This is a genomic window from Bacillus sp. FSL R7-0646, assembly GCF_037969865.1.
GTDB lineage: Bacteria > Bacillota > Bacilli > Bacillales > Bacillaceae > Bacillus > Bacillus licheniformis.
The window spans coordinates 1,682,951-1,699,675 of record NZ_CP150217.1 but is presented as its reverse complement, the minus strand read 5'-3'; the positions used below and the strand labels follow the sequence as shown (position 1 = coordinate 1,699,675).

19 protein-coding genes and 1 other annotated feature are annotated in these 16,725 nt (G+C 47.2%); all 19 genes read right to left on the bottom strand.

Annotated features, from left to right (window positions below):
- Positions 1 to 129: 129 nt before the first annotated feature.
- Positions 130 to 1,434, bottom strand: a complete 1,305-nt coding sequence (gene pyrP, locus MKY62_RS08720; protein ID WP_003181617.1) for a uracil permease PyrP — start codon at positions 1,432 to 1,434, stop codon at positions 130 to 132.
- A gap of 202 nt (positions 1,435 to 1,636) precedes the next feature.
- Complete coding sequence (gene pyrR, locus MKY62_RS08715) at positions 1,637 to 2,185, bottom strand: bifunctional pyr operon transcriptional regulator/uracil phosphoribosyltransferase PyrR (protein ID WP_003181615.1); 549 nt, start codon at positions 2,183 to 2,185, stop codon at positions 1,637 to 1,639.
- Between the two features lie 177 nt (positions 2,186 to 2,362).
- Entirely contained in the window at positions 2,363 to 3,277 is a 915-nt protein-coding gene (locus MKY62_RS08710; protein ID WP_003181613.1) for an RluA family pseudouridine synthase, read from the bottom strand.
- 1 nt (position 3,278) lies between these two features.
- Entirely contained in the window at positions 3,279 to 3,818 is a 540-nt protein-coding gene (gene lspA / locus MKY62_RS08705; RefSeq protein WP_009328542.1) for a signal peptidase II, read from the bottom strand.
- 44 nt (positions 3,819 to 3,862) lie between these two features.
- Positions 3,863 to 4,228 (bottom strand): hypothetical protein, encoded by a 366-nt coding sequence (locus MKY62_RS08700; RefSeq protein WP_003181606.1) that lies wholly within the window; start codon positions 4,226 to 4,228, stop codon positions 3,863 to 3,865.
- 260 nt (positions 4,229 to 4,488) lie between these two features.
- Positions 4,489 to 7,257 carry an isoleucine--tRNA ligase gene (ileS, locus tag MKY62_RS08695; protein WP_003181603.1) on the bottom strand — a complete coding sequence of 923 codons (2,769 nt, stop codon included), beginning with the start codon at positions 7,255 to 7,257 and terminating at the stop codon, positions 4,489 to 4,491.
- Positions 7,258 to 7,308: 51 nt separating this feature from the next.
- Positions 7,309 to 7,538: a binding site (T-box leader), on the bottom strand.
- A 62-nt stretch (positions 7,539 to 7,600) separates the two neighbouring features.
- Positions 7,601 to 8,095, bottom strand: coding sequence for a DivIVA domain-containing protein (locus MKY62_RS08690; protein ID WP_003181601.1), 495 nt, complete (start codon positions 8,093 to 8,095; stop codon positions 7,601 to 7,603).
- A 95-nt stretch (positions 8,096 to 8,190) separates the two neighbouring features.
- Positions 8,191 to 8,967, bottom strand: a complete 777-nt coding sequence (locus tag MKY62_RS08685) for an RNA-binding protein (protein WP_009328544.1) — start codon at positions 8,965 to 8,967, stop codon at positions 8,191 to 8,193.
- Between the two features lie 135 nt (positions 8,968 to 9,102).
- Complete coding sequence (locus MKY62_RS08680; RefSeq protein WP_025804499.1) at positions 9,103 to 9,369, bottom strand: YggT family protein; 267 nt, start codon at positions 9,367 to 9,369, stop codon at positions 9,103 to 9,105.
- Positions 9,370 to 9,379: 10 nt separating this feature from the next.
- Positions 9,380 to 9,832, bottom strand: a complete 453-nt coding sequence (gene sepF, locus MKY62_RS08675) for a cell division protein SepF (protein WP_003181594.1) — start codon at positions 9,830 to 9,832, stop codon at positions 9,380 to 9,382.
- Entirely contained in the window at positions 9,829 to 10,524 is a 696-nt protein-coding gene (locus MKY62_RS08670; RefSeq protein WP_003181591.1) for a YggS family pyridoxal phosphate-dependent enzyme, read from the bottom strand. Before MKY62_RS08670 ends, sepF begins: the two co-directional genes overlap by 4 nt.
- Before the next feature lie 7 nt (positions 10,525 to 10,531).
- On the bottom strand, positions 10,532 to 11,371 hold the full coding sequence (gene pgeF / locus MKY62_RS08665) for a peptidoglycan editing factor PgeF (protein WP_025804497.1): 840 nt from the start codon (positions 11,369 to 11,371) through the stop codon (positions 10,532 to 10,534).
- Positions 11,372 to 11,594: 223 nt separating this feature from the next.
- A complete protein-coding gene (locus tag MKY62_RS08660) occupies positions 11,595 to 11,828 on the bottom strand; it encodes a YlmC/YmxH family sporulation protein (RefSeq protein WP_011197962.1) in 234 nt (77 codons plus the stop codon).
- An 84-nt stretch (positions 11,829 to 11,912) separates the two neighbouring features.
- Positions 11,913 to 12,584, bottom strand: coding sequence for a methyltransferase domain-containing protein (locus tag MKY62_RS08655; protein WP_003181583.1), 672 nt, complete (start codon positions 12,582 to 12,584; stop codon positions 11,913 to 11,915).
- Positions 12,578 to 12,787, bottom strand: coding sequence for a putative RNA methyltransferase (locus MKY62_RS08650; protein ID WP_134972945.1), 210 nt, complete (start codon positions 12,785 to 12,787; stop codon positions 12,578 to 12,580). The genes MKY62_RS08655 and MKY62_RS08650 overlap by 7 nt, the downstream gene beginning before the upstream one ends.
- Before the next feature lie 270 nt (positions 12,788 to 13,057).
- Complete coding sequence (locus MKY62_RS08645) at positions 13,058 to 13,855, bottom strand: ATP-binding cassette domain-containing protein (RefSeq protein ID WP_003181578.1); 798 nt, start codon at positions 13,853 to 13,855, stop codon at positions 13,058 to 13,060.
- Positions 13,856 to 13,990: 135 nt separating this feature from the next.
- Positions 13,991 to 14,770 carry an RNA polymerase sporulation sigma factor SigG gene (gene sigG, locus MKY62_RS08640; RefSeq protein WP_003181576.1) on the bottom strand — a complete coding sequence of 260 codons (780 nt, stop codon included), beginning with the start codon at positions 14,768 to 14,770 and terminating at the stop codon, positions 13,991 to 13,993.
- Positions 14,771 to 14,909: 139 nt separating this feature from the next.
- Positions 14,910 to 15,629, bottom strand: a complete 720-nt coding sequence (gene sigE / locus MKY62_RS08635; protein ID WP_003181573.1) for an RNA polymerase sporulation sigma factor SigE — start codon at positions 15,627 to 15,629, stop codon at positions 14,910 to 14,912.
- Between the two features lie 59 nt (positions 15,630 to 15,688).
- The gene (gene spoIIGA / locus MKY62_RS08630) at positions 15,689 to 16,618 is read right to left on the bottom strand and encodes a sigma-E processing peptidase SpoIIGA (RefSeq protein ID WP_009328548.1); all 930 of its coding nucleotides are present in this window, start codon (positions 16,616 to 16,618) and stop codon (positions 15,689 to 15,691) included.
- Between the last annotated feature and the right edge of the window lie 107 nt (positions 16,619 to 16,725).

The window sequence follows — 16,725 nt, the reverse complement described above, 5'->3', positions numbered from 1 at the left end:
AGGCTTAATTTCCCGTAAAAAAACCCCAGGCCATAACGGCTTGGGGTACAGTGAATCAGAGAATGCGCTTTTTTGCACTTCTCTCTCCGCAACCCTTTCAAGCCTCTCTGGACTTCATTTAAAAGGTTTTTAAATATGCTCTTCTATTTCAATTCCGTCCTGATCTCCCTTTGATTCAGGCAGGACAAGGTTTAAAACCACTCCGACGATCGCCGCAAGCGCCATGCTTGACAGCTCAAACCCTGAGATCTTGATAAATGCGCCGCCCACTCCGATGACGAGAATGACGGATGAGATGATCAGGTTTCGCTTGTTTTCCAAGTCAATTTTATTATCGATCAGCATGCGCAGTCCGCTGGATGCGATGATACCGAACAGCAGGAAGGAAACGCCTCCCATGACTGCGGAAGGAACAGAGCTGATCAGGGCCGAAATTTTGCCGATAAATCCGAAGCACAGTGCAATGACAGCCGCTCCGCCGATGACAAATACGCTGAATACTCTTGTGATGGCGAGTACGCCGATGTTTTCTCCGTAAGTCGTTGTCGGGGGTCCGCCGATGCATGATGCAAGCATCGTTGCGACGCTGTCGCCGAAAATCGAGCGGTGAAGCCCGGGCTTCTTAATAAAATCCTGGCCGACGACCTTGCTTAATACCATTTGGTGTCCGATATGTTCTGACATTGTCACGAAAGCGACGGGCACCATGGCGATTCCGATTCCGACAGCCGCCGCGCTCGGCGTATAGTCGACAAACGGAAGCACGAAGTCCGGAACAGCAAACCATTTGGCGTCAAGAACCATCTGGAAGTCGACGATTCCCTGGGTCAGGGCGAACAAGTATCCGCCGATAATTCCGATCAAGACAGGAATCAGGCTGAAAAATCCTCTCAAGAAAATCGCGCAGATTATGGTGAGCGCGAGTGTGAATCCTGCGACGCCAAAATGCTTGGCGCTGTAGACGAGCACTTTTGCTCCCGAATCTTCATACATGGCCATATTGACAGCCGTGCTTGCCAGCCCGAGTCCGATGACGATAATGACCGGACCGACGACAACAGGCGGCAGAAGCCTCATCAGCCAGTCCGTTCCAAGCTGCTGGATGAGAAGGGCGATCAGCCCGTAGGCGATGCCTGCCATAAATGCGCCGATCATGGCCGCGCCAGGGCCTCCGGCGGCTTTTGCCGCGATAATCGGGGCAATAAATGCAAAGGATGAACCTAAGTAAGCCGGGATCTGTCCTTTTGTAATCAAGAGATACGCAAGCGTTCCAAGCCCGCTTGTAATGAGGGCCACGCCCGGGCTTAAGCCTACAAGCTTCGGCACAAGGATCGTCGCTCCGAACATGGCAAACAGATGCTGCAGGCTGAAAGATATCCAATTCAAAGGTTTTGGTACTTCTCTGACACCAAGGTTCACTTTTTTCTGACTCATATTTTTTCCTCCTGATGATCGACTCACTGTCTATGATGTCTTCATATCCTGAAATGATTTATGCCCATTAAAAAAGCCTCTTTGCTTAAATTGCGCAAAGAGGCAGACAAAGACCGCCGCACGGTAAGGCGGCTTTCTTTCGTTCCATCCCTCTTTGCAAACTCACTGGAATGCATTTAAAAAAGGATTATAGGATTATCATTCACTTTTTATAAATCGCCGCAAGGTCGCGTCCGTCAACTTCCTCCAATTGAACCATGACCTTTTCGGTTTTCGACGTCGGGATGTTTTTCCCGATAAAGTCGGCTCTGATCGGCAGCTCTCTGTGGCCGCGGTCGACAAGCACCGCAAGCTGGATGGATGAAGGCCGCCCGACATCGACGAGCGCATCCATGGCCGCTCTGACCGTCCGTCCCGTGTAAAGCACGTCATCGACGAGGATCACCTTTTGATCGGTGATGTCCGCCGGAATGTCCGCTCCTTTGACAAGCGGCTCTTTATTGGACGTTTTTTTGGAGAGATCATCCCGGTAAAGGGTGATGTCCAGCTCTCCTACGGTGACTTTGTTTCCTTCGATTTGCTCAATCCGTTCGGCAAGCCGTTTGGCCAGATAGATGCCTCTCGTTTTGATTCCGACAAGGATACAGTTGTTCATTCCTTTGTTTCGTTCAATCATTTCGTGGGCGATTCTTGTCAGCGCCCTTCTGATCGCCTGTTCGTCAAGCACAACAGCCTTTTCCTGCTCTTGCATGGCCAAACACCTCGCATCTTTTAAAGGATAAAACAAAAACCCCTTCTGCATAAAGGCAGAGAGGGGTCTTTAAACGAATTCATTGATTCGCTTGTCCGGTATCCTTCTCAGCCTCTCTGGACTGTGTTAAAGAATCTGATTTAACTGCATTTATTATTTCAAAAAAGAAAACGTCTGTCAACGTTTATTTCGAATTTTGTCGAGGAGGTTTTTCATGTCGTCAGGCAGAGGCGCCTCAAATTCAACATATTCTCCCGTACGCGGATGGTCAAACCCCAATACGCCCGCATGCAGCACCTGGCCGTTGAAATCGACCGTCTTTTTCGGTCCGTATTTCGGATCTCCCGCGAGAGGAAAGCCGATATATTTCATATGCACGCGAATTTGATGGGTTCTCCCCGTTTCAAGCTGGCATTCAACGACAGTAAAATCGTCGAACCGTTCGATTACTTCAAAATGAGTGACGGCATGCTTTCCGTTTTCCCTTGTAACCGTCATACTCTGCCTGTCTTTTTTATCCCTGCCGATCGGCGCGTCGATCGTCCCGTGGTCATGCGGGATGACGCCGTGGACGAGCGCGGTGTATTTTCTCGTTACTGTTTTGTTGACAAGCTGGTTCACGAGCGACTCATGCGCCATGTCGTTTTTGGCAACCATCAACAGGCCTGAAGTGTCCTTATCAATCCGGTGGACGATCCCCGGTCTCATCACGCCGTTGATGCCTGACAGGTCGTCACAATGCGCCATCAAACCATTGACTAGCGTCCCTGTCAAATGGCCGGGAGCCGGATGAACGACCATTCCCCGCGGCTTGTTGACGACCAGTACGTCCTGGTCCTCATAATAAATATCAAGATCCATCGGTTCAGCCGTGACATCCAGCGGTTCCGGTTCGGGAACCTGGACTGACACCGCATCCCCTTCCTGAACTTTATAATTGGCTTTCACCGCATTTCCGTTAACCAGCACACGGTCTTCTTTAATCCACTGCTGTACTTGAGTCCGCGACCAATCCGCTTCAACTGCGGTCAAGTACTTGTCAATCCGTTCACCTTTATGTTCTTCATGAACGGTCATATCATAATGCTCCATGTTACAGCTCCTTCTTCTTCTTTCCGTCTAACAGCATTTGTATAAATAAGAGCAGGACTCCGATGCATAAAGATGAATCGGCAATGTTGAAAATCGGATAGTGATAATTGACGATCGTCACGTGGATAAAATCGACAACTTCTTGTCTGAACACGCGGTCGATGAAATTGCCGACAGCACCGCCAAGCATCAAACCGAGAGCGATTCCGAGCAGGATTTGTCCTTTTGCATGTTTTTGAATGTAGTATACAATGCCGATGATCACCACCGTCGTAATGATGTAAAAAAACCACATCTGCCCGGCCAAAATGCCCCATGCCGCACCTGTATTCCTGTGCGACGTAATCTGAAAGAAGCCATCGATGACGGGGATGCTTTCACCGTACTCCATTTTGCTGACGACCAGCCATTTTGTAAATTGATCGATACCGATAATGAGCAGCGCAATTATGTAATAAGGCACAAACCGTTCCTCCAGTTTCTGTTTCTCTTCATTTAAGCATTTTAACAAGAAAAAGAAAAGGAGTAAAGGAATATTCATTGACATCCTGCAAGAGGGCAAATGCCCTCCCCTCTTGCAGAATGTTATGAGTAGAGCGCCCGGTTGAACGTTTCATCCGTCTCAGCCCAAATAGGAAGCGTCTTTTTTTCAAATTGGGCATGATATAAAAAATCGTTCGCAGTGCGCGCCGTCGGCAGAATAGCCATCTTTGCCAGCGGAATAGCCTGATTTGTTTCTTCGCAAATGCCGTATGTTCCGTTTTCGATTTTTGAAAGGGCCAAAAGCACGTCCTGAAGCTCTTCTTTTACATGATACATAAGTGTTGCCTGCTGATACGAACTGATGCCCTGAGAATCCTGCTGAAAAAAGGAGTATTCAAAAAGCCTTGCTTCCAACTCTTCCTTCATTTGAAGAAGTTCGGTATGAATTGCCGCCAGCTGCTCGTTCACGCCTACATCAACTCCTGCTCTTATCGTTTGTGACCTTAGTGTTACCGACAATGCCGGTATCCAAGCCCAAAAGATTTTTCCTGACGTACAAAACGATGTCAGCAATGGCATCCTTACTGCGGACTTTCACAGGATGTGGCGGCGGCGTTCAAGCAGGTTAGCTGCCGATCCTTTTTATTTACTTAGCAGGCATGACAGCAAATGATAAGGTTTGGCGGCATGCTAAAAGCGGTTCGGAAAAACTCCGAACCGCTTCATGGTTAATTTTGATAATACGTCTTCACAATTCCAGCACAGCGAGGGCAGAGTTCCGGATGATCGGGATCCTCGCCGATTTCTTTGGAAACCATGCGGCACCGCTCGCAAGTCTCGCCTTCTGCCTGAGCAACGACGATTTTTCCTGTTTCAAACGACTGCGCATCCTCAGGCGCATCGGCTTCCGTTCCGCCGATGGCAAGCTCCGACACGATGAACAGCTGTTTGACGTCTTCCTTGATTGAAGAAAGCAGCGCTTTAGCTTCTTCATTCGGATACAGCGTCAAGCTGGCAACCGAAGATTTTCCGATGATCTTTTCATTCCGTGCTGTTTCAAGCGCTTTAAGAACATCGTCGCGCAGCTTCATGAAGCTGTCGAACTTCTCTTCCGTCTCTTTTGCATTCGGAATGTCTCTTGTTTCCGGCATATCTGTAAGCTGCACGCTTTTTTCCGATACGAATGTGAAGTGGCTCCACATTTCGTCCGCAGTATGCGGCAGAATCGGCGCGATCAGCTTGACAAGCGCAAGCAGCGTTTCGTAAAAAACGGTCTGCATGCTGCGGCGGTCTTTATGATCGGCGTGTTCAATATAAACGACGTCTTTAGCAAAGTCCATATAGAATGAGCTGAGCTCGATCGCACAGAAGTTGTGGACAGCATGGTAAATGACCGCAAAATCGTATTCTTCATACGCTTTTTTGACTTTTTCAATGAGGCTGTTCAGTTTGATCAAAATGTACTGATCGACTTCTCTCAGATCTTCCACAGCGATTGCATCTTTCGCCGGGTCAAAATCAGCAATGTTTCCGTGAAGGAAGCGGAACGTGTTGCGGATCTTCCGGTACACTTCTGCGACTTGCTTTAAGATCGCGTCAGACACGCGGACATCTGCCTGATAGTCGACAGACGCAACCCACAGCCTTAAAATATCTGCCCCGAACTGGTTCATGATTTTTGCAGGAACAACGACATTGCCGAGTGATTTACTCATTTTGCGGCCTTCTCCGTCAAGAGCAAAACCGTGCGAAAGCACGCCTTTATAAGGTGCTTTGCCTGTTACGGCAACCGCTGTCGAAATCGATGAGTTAAACCAGCCGCGGTATTGGTCAGATCCTTCCAGATACAAGTCGGCAGGTCTTACAAGATCTTCGCGCTCTTCCAGTACGGCCTGATGAGACGAACCTGAATCAAACCAGACGTCCATGATGTCCTGCTCTTTTGTAAACTTGCCGTTCGGGCTTCCAGGGTGAGTAAAGCCTTCCGGAAGCAGTTCATTCGCTTCTTTTTCAAACCAAATGTTCGAACCGTGCTCCCTGAATAGTTCAGAAACGTGGTTGATCGTTTCGTCCGTGATGATCGGCTCCCCGTTTTCCGCATAAAATACCGGAATCGGCACGCCCCATGCGCGCTGTCTTGAAATACACCAGTCGCCGCGGTCGCGGATCATATTGTAGAGGCGTGTCTCGCCCCATTCAGGCACCCATTTAGTTTTTTTAACCGCTTCAAGAAGCTCGTCTCTAAAGTCTTTGATGGAAGCGAACCATTGGGCGGTTGCACGGAAAATAGTCGGTTTTTTCGTTCTCCAGTCGTGCGGATAGGAGTGAGTGATGAAATCAAGCTTCAGCAAAGCGCCTTTTTCTTCGAGCTGTTCTGTAATCGGCTTGTTGGCCTGATCGTAAAACAGTCCTTCAAAACCAGGGGCTTCGCTCGTCATATGTCCTTTTTCATCAACCGGACAAAGCACGTCAAGCCCGTATTTTTGACCGATGATAAAGTCGTCTTCCCCGTGTCCTGGAGCGGTATGAACGCAGCCTGTACCGGCATCTGTTGTTACGTGTTCGCCGAGCATCACAAGCGAATCTCTGCCGTATAGAGGATGAACTGCGACGATATGTTCCAAATCTTTACCTTTAACAGTCTGAACGACTTCATGATCTTCAAAGCCGATCGCTTTTGCCACGCTTTCAATCAATGCGCTTGCCATCACGTAGCGCGCGCCGCCGGTAGCAACGACGCTGTACTCCAGTTCAGGATGTACGGCGATGCCGAGGTTGGCCGGGATTGTCCACGGCGTTGTCGTCCAGATGACAATCTTTTCGCCGTTTGTTAATACGCCTTTTCCATCCTTTACATCAAATGCAACATAGATAGACGGAGAGCGTTTATCATGGTACTCGATTTCCGCTTCAGCCAGAGCAGACTCACTTGAAGGAGACCAGTAAACCGGCTTCTTCCCTTTGTAAATATAGCCTTTTTTCGCCATTTCGCCGAATACTTTAATTTGCTGCGCTTCAAACTCAGGCTTAAGCGTCACGTATGGATTTTCCCAATCTCCTCTGACACCGAGCCGCTTAAATTGCGCTTTTTGGCCTTCGATTTGCTGCCATGCATATTCTTCGCAAAGTTTGCGGAATTCGGCAACTGTCATTTCTTTGCGCTTCACTTTTTTGTTCTTCGTGAGCGCTGTTTCAATCGGCAGGCCGTGTGTGTCCCAGCCCGGAACGTACGGCGCATGATAGCCGCTCATCGATCTCGAACGGACGATGAAATCCTTCAGTACTTTGTTAAGCGCATGCCCCATATGAATATCGCCGTTCGCATACGGCGGTCCGTCATGAAGCACGAACATCGGCCGGCCTTCGGTACGTTTCTGAACGAGGCTGTAAATGTCCATATCCTCCCATTTCCCCTGGATTTCAGGTTCGCGGTTCGGCAGGTTTCCTCTCATCGGAAAATCTGTTTTCGGCATTAAGAGCGTGTCTTTATAATCCATTACCATTCCTCCAAAACATCTTTTCTAAAACAAAAAAAGCCTTTTCATCCCATAAGGGACGAGAAGGCTTTGATCTCGCGGTACCACCCTTTTAGACAAGCCGATTCGGCTTATCCGCTCAAACATCGTAACGTGATGGGACGTCCTTTCCTACTGGACGGTTCAGAAAGGAAACTTGAGGGCTGATACACAACGATTCCAACAATCCCGGGCTTACACCGCCCCCGGGTCGCTTTCATTGTTTTCAGGAATCAATGTCTGTCCCTCTCAAACGTTTTTCACTCAATTTATGAACGTATTATATGCGAACAGATGACGGTATGTCAAGATTGCAAACGAAAATCTATTCCTTTTCATCCATTACTGCGTCTACTTCGTATTCAAGCAAATGATCCCAGTCATCGTTTTTCAACAGGTCAAGCTGCGCTTCGATCAGCATTTGGAAACGGGTTCTGAACACTTTTGACTGCTTTTTCAGCTCTTCGATTTCCATAGCGATCTTTCTCGATTTTGAAAGAGACTCATTAATGATCCGATCTGCGTTTTTCTCAGCTTCACGGATGATGAGCTTCGCTTCTTTCTCGGAATTGCGCTTTACGTCTTCTGCCGCTTCCTGTGCGACAAGGATCGATTTATTCAACGTCTCTTCGATCGTCGAAAAATGGCCGAGACGCTCGTCAAGCTCGTTCACCTTTGTTTCAAGCTCATTTTTTTTGCGCAGAATGATCTCATAATCCTTCCTCACCTGGGCCAGGAATTCGTTCACTTCATCTTCATCATAGCCGCGGAACGCTTTCGTAAATGTTTTATTATGAATGTCATTTGGCGTCAAAGGCATGCTGCCCACCTCCATTTTTTTCTTTATGTACACTTGTCCTAGTCAACATTATAAAGCAAAATTCGACCGGGCGGAGAAAAAACTGTTAAAACGCGTCATTTTTGTTTTTCAAACGTCAATCTCCATTTGCCCTTCTTCGTTTTGCCGTCAATGTTTTTCATTCTGAAGCGGCCAAATCCCCGGATCGAAACCATATCCCCTTCAGCCAGTGCATATGAAGGGTCTTCGATGACTTTCCAGTTCACTTTCACGAGGCCGTTTTTCACAAGAACCTGTGCTTTCTGCCGGGATTGCCTGCTCATTGCCGAGCAAATCGCATCAAGCCTCAAAGATGAAACCGTATCATCCCTTATTTCGACATCCTGCTCCGGTACTTTAAGCTTTGAAAGCGGAATTTTTTCAAGGGAAACTTTCACCTTGCCGATTTGTGTCAGCTGGGTGAAAACAAAATCAGCGACTTCTTCCGAACAGATAAACTGCCATGTTCCGTCCGAAAAGATCAGATCGCCGAACTTTTGGCGCTTCAATCCGATGCCCATCAATGAGCCGAGAAGCTCGCGATGCTCGATGGAGGCAAATTTTTGCGGGTAGATGACTTCCCAGGCTTGAAGCTGAAAATCTTCGGCAGACGGCTCGGCATATTCGGGGAACAGCACAGCCCGCTTTCGTTCAGCCTCAGGGAACCCCCCGAAAAATTCAAGCCTCACTTCGTCCGACTGACCGATGACAGACTGCAGGATCACCTGTTCCCGCGGATCCAAAAAATCGGTCAGCTTCATCCGGTACTGTTCCGCTACGATTCTTTTCCACTCAAGAGCCTGGTCGATAAACGGCTCTTCGTCTTTTCTGAAATGCTGGTAAATATCGCTCATTGTCTTTCCTTTCTATGTAAAGAGGCCTGGCTACAGCCAAGCCCGATACTCGGCCCGCAAAGATTGAAGGCACACTCATGAAAAGCGGCGCCGCTGCCGCCGGCAAGTCCTTACGGGAAATCGGCATGATCTCAATTAAAAAGCGCCGAGCATTCTGAAAACCGCAAGAAGCCCTGCATCTGCGAATTTCAGGACGAAAATCGCCACAATCGGAGAAATATCAATCATCCCGAGCGGAGGAATGATCCTTCTGAACGGTTCGAGATAAGGCTCGCAAAGTGAAGCAAGCACCCGGCCGAATGAAGATTCCCTTGCATTAGGCACCCAAGACATAAAAATGTAAATAATGAGCGCAAAAGAATAGACGGTTAAAAGCGTGCTTAAAATTTGATAAAGTAGGATCATCTGCGATTTACCACCTCTGATGTTCTTCTTCTATGAGCTCGGAAATCGTGCCGGAAACATCGACGTTCTCAGGCGTGCATAAAAAGATGTCCGCTCCGATCCGCTGAATATCGCCGCCGAGAGCATATACAGTTCCGCTCAAGAAATCAACGATTCTTTTCGCCTGATCGTGCTGGATGCGCTGCAGGTTCACGACGACGGCGCGTCGGTTTTTGATATGGTCTGCGATTTCCTGGGCTTCCGCGTACACCCGAGGCTCACTTAACACTACTTTAGAAGATTTCTGAACGCTTTGCAAACTTACGACATTCTGCTTCCCAGCCGCTTTAGACTGGTAGGCGGTTCTGTCTTTTGATTCATGCTCTTCAGGGATTTCCTCCCTGTCTGTTTCAATATACTCGTATTCGTATTCCTCATCATCCAAGGAAAAAAAGTTTTTAAATTTGTTTTTCAAACTCATGATTGTCCACCTCCAGTTTCATTTCCGACTAAGGAAGATCCGATTCTGACGAATGTCGCGCCTTCCTCGACTGCGATCGCATAGTCGTTAGACATACCCATCGAAAGCTCGCTGCACGGAGCGTTCCATTGATCAAGGCCGCGCACCTCGTCGCGCAGCTCTCTCAGCAAGCGAAAACAGCTTCTGATTGCCTTCTCATCATCCGTAAAAGGAGCCATCGTCATTAATCCCGCGATCCGAATGTTTTCGTATCCAGACAGTTTTTTTACAAAAGGAAGAACTTCTTCTTTTGCCATGCCGTGTTTTGAAGGTTCAAGGGATGTGTTGACCTGGACAAAACAGTCAATCGGTTTTTTTGCCCTCTTTTGAATTTCATCGGCCAGTGAAAGCCTGTCTAAAGAATGGATATATGAGACATGATCGATGATTGCTTTTACCTTTCTCGTCTGCAGGGTTCCGATAAAATGCCATACCGGTTCGCTGTCTTTCAGAACGTCGAGCTTGTGAAGCAGCCCGGTATCACGGTTTTCACCCAAATGCCTGATTCCTGCATCCAGCGCTGCCTGCGCCCGTTCCGGGGAAACATATTTCGTGACAGCGATGACGGATATTTCGTCGGGCGTTCTGCCCGCTTTGATACACGCTTCGTTGATCCTGTCATTTATATGTCGTAAATTGCTTTTTACATCCACCTGTAAGCTATACCTCCTTTAATCCGATGAAGGACATCATCCGTCCGGTTTTTCCCCGGTCTCTCCGATGGGAGAAAAACAGTGAACGCTCGCAGCTCGTACAAAGGGAACTCACTTCGATCTGGCCGTTTGGAATTTCGGCGTGTACAAGCAGCTGCCTGTTCACTTCTTTTAATTCGAGACGGTACTCCCCTTCTTTTATCGTCAAAAAGGCTTTGTCTTCTTGCTGAAGAGGAAGATTTCTGATTTTGTCTATTACATGATCGTCGACAGTGTAGCAGCACGAACCGATCGCAGGCCCGATCACGGCACGGATGTCTGCGGGATTCGACCCTTCCCGCCTGATCCACGTGTCAACCATGCTGGCGGCGATCCCAAGTGCGGTGCCTTTCCAGCCCGCGTGAGCGATGCCGACCAGCGAGCGGACCGGATCGTAAAAATAAACGGGAACGCAGTCGGCAAAGCAAAGCGCCAAAAACAGGTTTGGCCTGTCTGTATAAAGTCCGTCCGTAGCCTTCAGCGCCGTATCGTATCGGAAAGCGCCGCTGGCGCGATCGCCATCCGTCACTTTATGAATCCGGTCTTCATGCGTCTGATCAGCAAATACCCAGTCGTGCAGATCTGTTTTTAGGATGTCGGCAACCTTTTTTCTGTTATTGATGACATGCTGTTCATGATCCTGAACGTGCAGCCCTGTATTCAATGAGTGAAAAGGCGGTTCGCTTTCTCCGCCGTTTTTTGTCGTAAATCCGGCTGTGACGGCTCCGCCGGTTTCCGCCGTCTGATTCCATTCCTCAATCAAAAGCATTGACGGAGCATCAAGACGAAAGGGGTTATATGTATTCATGGTGATCAGCCTTTCGACAAACATCGTAGTCTTTCATCATATCGCTCCTATTTTAACACATCTTGATGCATTCGTTTAGTTTCGTTTCAAAAAACTAAACGAAATGTATTGTTTGCAACATTTATCCCTGCTTTTGCAGACGTTCTCATCGTTCACAACATTTTGAAAAAAGCAGGCGGATAAAGGTCCGCCGATTGATCAGGCAGCATCTGATTGTGCTAGATCAGCTTAAACGCACAAGAATCACATCTTCTCCAATTTTAACAATATTTCGCCACGGAATGACGATTTCCTCTTCTTTTCCGAAAAATCCGAAAACTTTCCCCGTTCCTCCGATGACGATCGCCTGTATTTTGCCTGTCGTTACATTTATATCGATATCGCCGATGCTGCCGAGCTTTTTTCCGTTTGATACGTTAACGACATCTTTTATCTGGAAATCAGAAATATTCATCATGTCCACCGCACGCCTCCTCTGATCAAATGTCCTTTTAAGATTATATGAAAGGCAGTCCTTTATTTAGACTGCCTTTTCAGTGGTTTATTTCGTTTTTTTCCTGCCGGCTAAAATATCGAGATGGACGGTCATAACAGCGGATTCCTTCTTTAGAAAGGCATTGATCCGCTCCTTTTGCGCGCGCCATGATAAAGGCGTCATCTTGATGAGCGGCGGGAGCTGGATTCGGTCTAAACGTTTGCTGTAGGCGATCTCCGTTCTGTCGATCAGATCAAAATGAGACGCGAAGCGCTCAGCCGTATCCTCGCTCGTATAGGCTTGTTTGTCCGAGCCGTCGTACAAAAATCTCCTCAGTTCTTTCAGATGGCCGCTTCTCGGAATCACTTTCAAAACGATGCCGTCATCCGATAACAGCCGCTCGAATTCCGCGTAATTAGAAGGCGACAATATATTGAGGATCGCGTCGAATGAACGATTCCGAAACGGTGCGGCAGCCAGATCGGCGACACACCAGATCGCCTCTCTTTCTTGCTTAGCCGCCGATACAATCCCGGCTTTCGCCAAATCCAGCCCGACTCCAAGGACAGGCGTTCCGAAACGCGCTTCTAGCGTTTCAGCGATTCGCGTCAAATGCGAACCTTCCCCGCAGCCGGCATCGAGGATCCTGACAAAATTGCAAAACGGCAGGCCGGCTTGTTTAAGACGGTCTGTCAACGCGCCTCTCATCGGTTCAAAAAAGCCGGCGGCTGCTAACATTCTTCTGGCTTCAAATAAATCTTAACGGAAGGAGAATGCGTCGCGACATTGACATACCCTCCTTTTGCGATATCAAACGTATGTCTGTTTGAACATATAAGGCTTTTTAACTCGCTGATCGCCATGTTCGCGGCGCATAGCGGGCACTGAAACATCGTTTCATGCTCCTTCATAAGCGCTGCTCTTTTTAATTTTTTATTCATCATTGTTACACCTCATTCATTCGTATTTAGATCAATGAAAAAGGCATAGACAAATAAACCCGCTCCTTCGGCATTTTTAAAGCCATAGGTGTGGATGGGCTAAGCGTTTGTCTATACCTTTCATTATCTGTAGCGAATGAATTGAATGATCATAATGATGAACTCCCCTAAAACATGACGTTCTTTATTATCTTACCAGCTTCTTTAAGATGATGAAAGCTGAAAAAGAGCCTCCATAATAGAAGGAGGCTCCCAAACACATCCGAAGCTTTAAACATTGAGGTTTGCAGTTTTTTTCTTGGACAAGTACGGCCGATCTTCCGTCCATACCGCCTGGACGGGCATATCGAAAAATTCGGACAGAACCTCGCCGGACATCATCTCTCTTGTCTTTCCCAACGCAAACACTTCCCCTTTTTTTAACAGCAGGGTTTGGCTGAAAGCGGGGAGAATTTCTTCTGCATGGTGAGTAACGTAAAGCATGGACGGCGCACTGTCTTTCTTGGCAATTTGTTCAACCGTCTCCAGCACCTGCTCCCTCGCGATAAAATCTAGACCGGTGACAGGTTCGTCGAGAATCAGCAGCTCAGGATCGGCCATCAAGGCCCTTGCGATCAGCACCTTTTGCTTTTCTCCCTGGGAGAGCGTTTCATATCTCCTGTCCGCATAGCGGATGGAGCCGAATTCCTCCAAGAGGGCGACCGCTTTCTCTCTGACAGACTGTGAAGGCGATTCATAAAGGCCGATCGAAGCGAAGACGCCGCTTAAAACAATTTCAAATGCACTGTCTTCAGGATAAAGCTTCTGCTGCAGGGCGGCTGAAACAAGGCCGATTTTTCGCCGAAGCTTCTCGCCAAGCTCCGTTTTTCCGAATTCGCGCCCTAACACGGTGACTTTTCCTGTTGTCGGAAAATAATAAGCGCACAGCATATTGAGCAGTGCGGTTTTGCCGGCTCCGTTCAATCCGTATAACGCCCAGTGCTCCCCCTTTTCCACCGTCCAATCAATATCCTTTAATATCCACTCTCCGTTTCGTTTTAGTGAAGCATGCTCAAGCTGCAGAACCACTTAAAATCCCCCTTTTTTTATGTAAATATTCTGATAAATTAAAATATAATTCTTTTATTATAGCTTATATATTTAATAAAGTGAATGAGAGATTTTCCATTTTTAGCATGTGAAAAGCCGCAGATTGTCTGCGGCTTAGTGAATGTTCTTATTCATTTGTTTAATGGCGGCTTTTTCCAGCCTTGAGACCTGGGCTTGGGAGATTCCGATCTCATCAGCGACTTCCATTTGCGTCTTGCCTTGGAAGAAGCGTTTTCTGAGGATCATTTTTTCCCGTTCATTCAGCCGTCTCATGCCTTCTTTTAAGGCGAGCTCTTCGATCCATTGCGAATCCTTGTTGCGCTCATCGCTGATTTGATCCATGACATAAATCGGATCTCCTCCGTCATTGTAAATCGGCTCAAACAAAGATACAGGATCTTGAATGGCGTCAAGCGCAAAAACGATTTCTTCATGGGACACTTCAAGCTCTTTAGCGATCTCCTGAGCAGTCGGCTCCCTGCTTGTCTCACTGATCAGCCGTTCTCTCACTTGCAGCGCCTTGTACGCGATATCCCTGAGTGACCGTGAGACGCGGATCGGGTTGTTATCGCGCAAATATCTGCGGATTTCTCCGATGATCATTGGTACAGCATATGTTGAAAACTTAACATTGTGGCTCAGGTCAAAATTATCAATTGATTTCATTAGTCCGATGCAGCCGACTTGGAATAAGTCATCAACATATTCTCCTCTGTTGTTAAACCTTTGAATGACGCTTAAGACAAGGCGCAAATTGCCGTTAACAAGCTTTTCTCTCGCTGTTGTGTCTCCTTCATCCTGCATTTGCTTGAATAACTTTCTCATCTCTTCGTTCTTCAGTACGGGCAGTTTTGATGTATCAACCCCGCAGATTTCAACTTTATTCCTCGACACTTTTTTCCCTCCCTACAGGAGCTGCTGTACAAAGTTCAGTATCTCCTCGGGTGGGAAAAATATGCATCGTTAATTTCCAAAAATAAGAAGATCGAGCCGAAAACCCTTGACTGTCAATGCTTCAAATTTCATAAAAAAATTAAACCATCTTGTTGAATTCTTTTCGGAGCCTTTTAATAATTCTTTTTTCAAGTCGGGAAATATATGACTGGGAGATCCCGAGCATATCGGCAACGTCTTTTTGTGTTTTTTCTTCCCCTCCGACAAGCCCGAAACGGAGCTCCATGATCTGTTTTTCTCTGTCATTGAGCTGTTCAAGCGCTTTTTTCAGCAGCTTCTTGTCAACGTTTGCTTCGATGTCTTTTGTAATAATGTCGTTTTCTGTTCCGAGCACATCTGAGAGAAGCAGCTCATTTCCGTCCCAATCGATGTTCAGCGGTTCGTCGAATGATACCTCTGAACGGATTTTATTGTTTCTTCTTAAATACATCAAAATTTCATTTTCAATGCATCTGGAAGCATATGTAGCCAGTTTGATTTTTTTCTCGGGATTAAACGTATTCACCGCTTTGATGAGCCCGATCGTGCCGATGGAGATTAAATCCTCGATATTGATTCCTGTATTTTCAAATTTTCTCGCGATGTACACGACCAGTCTGAGATTTCGTTCAATCAAAATCGCTCGTGCCGCCTGATCACCGTCAGGCAGCTTATGGAGAAGCACCTGCTCTTCATCTTTTGACAATGGCGGGGGAAGCGCCTCGCTTCCGCCGATATAATAAATTTCGTCGCTTTTCAGCCCCAGTTTCATTAAAAGTTTGTACCATAGATAGGTTAACCTTAATTTTAGTTTTTTCATCTTCCTCCCCCTTCTAAATAAACGTCTTCAGGAGTATGATAATGTAACAGACTTCAAGTTTAAGAAACGTGTTTGACCGGGTTTCCGGCCAGCATTTTCGGATGGACGATGGCGTCAAATTCGCCGTCAGCGGAAAGCGGTGATGTGCTGATGCCAATCAGGCATTTCGGCGCTTCAATCACTTCTCTTTCCGTACAAACGAGCACATGATCCGGCTTTAAGCAGAGCAGAAACTGATGCTGATGGCCGACCCCGCGGTACGGAATCAGGCGGATCCGCCCGATATACGGCAGTGCTTCATCCAGTTTCCCGACGGCATCAAGCGGGCTCATTTCCTTGATGGTCACACTTGCCTCTTCTCCCAATACAACTTTCAATTTTTCAATATTGACGATCATGACGGGCGTTTTTGTGATTGGATCGTAGAGCTGGTTTCCGGAGTCAATCAATCCGGTGAAATGAAGCGTATGTTCACCAATGCAGGCCTCTAGGCGGACGCGTTCTTCGTATTGAATTTTCTTCGCTTCAGCATCTTCAAAACGCTTTTTTGAAAACAGCCATACAGCCGCAAAACCCACACAGACAAACAGCCAGCTGACGGGGTCTCCAAAACCGGACCAATTCGTCATAAAGACGCCGTTTTCCATGATCGAATCCGTTTCAAGCAAAGAATGCGCTCCGATAATCCCTCCTCCCATTAAAAAAGTGGCAAAATAAAAAGAAAACAAATTCTGCAAAAAAAACCGGAACCGCTTAAAACCAAATGCCACAAGAACGATCACAACCGAAAACGACAGTTTGCCGGCAGGATGAAGGACGTACGGTGAAAAAGGTGTAAACATAAACAGAACGATGCTTGACGCGACAAATGCCCCTAGGATCAGCCTCCGCTTTTTAACCCTTCGCTTTAAAATAAATGCGGTCATCATTAAAAGCAGCAAGTCAAAACAAAAGTTTAACAGCCATATCGCATCTAAATAGATTTCCACATCCTTCCCCTTTCTGCGGCTCGGTGACCTTAGTGTTTGTTTTCCTAAGTATAAATCAAGCCCAAAGGTAAAGTCTGTCAATTAATGTTGCGTAAATCGTACATTTT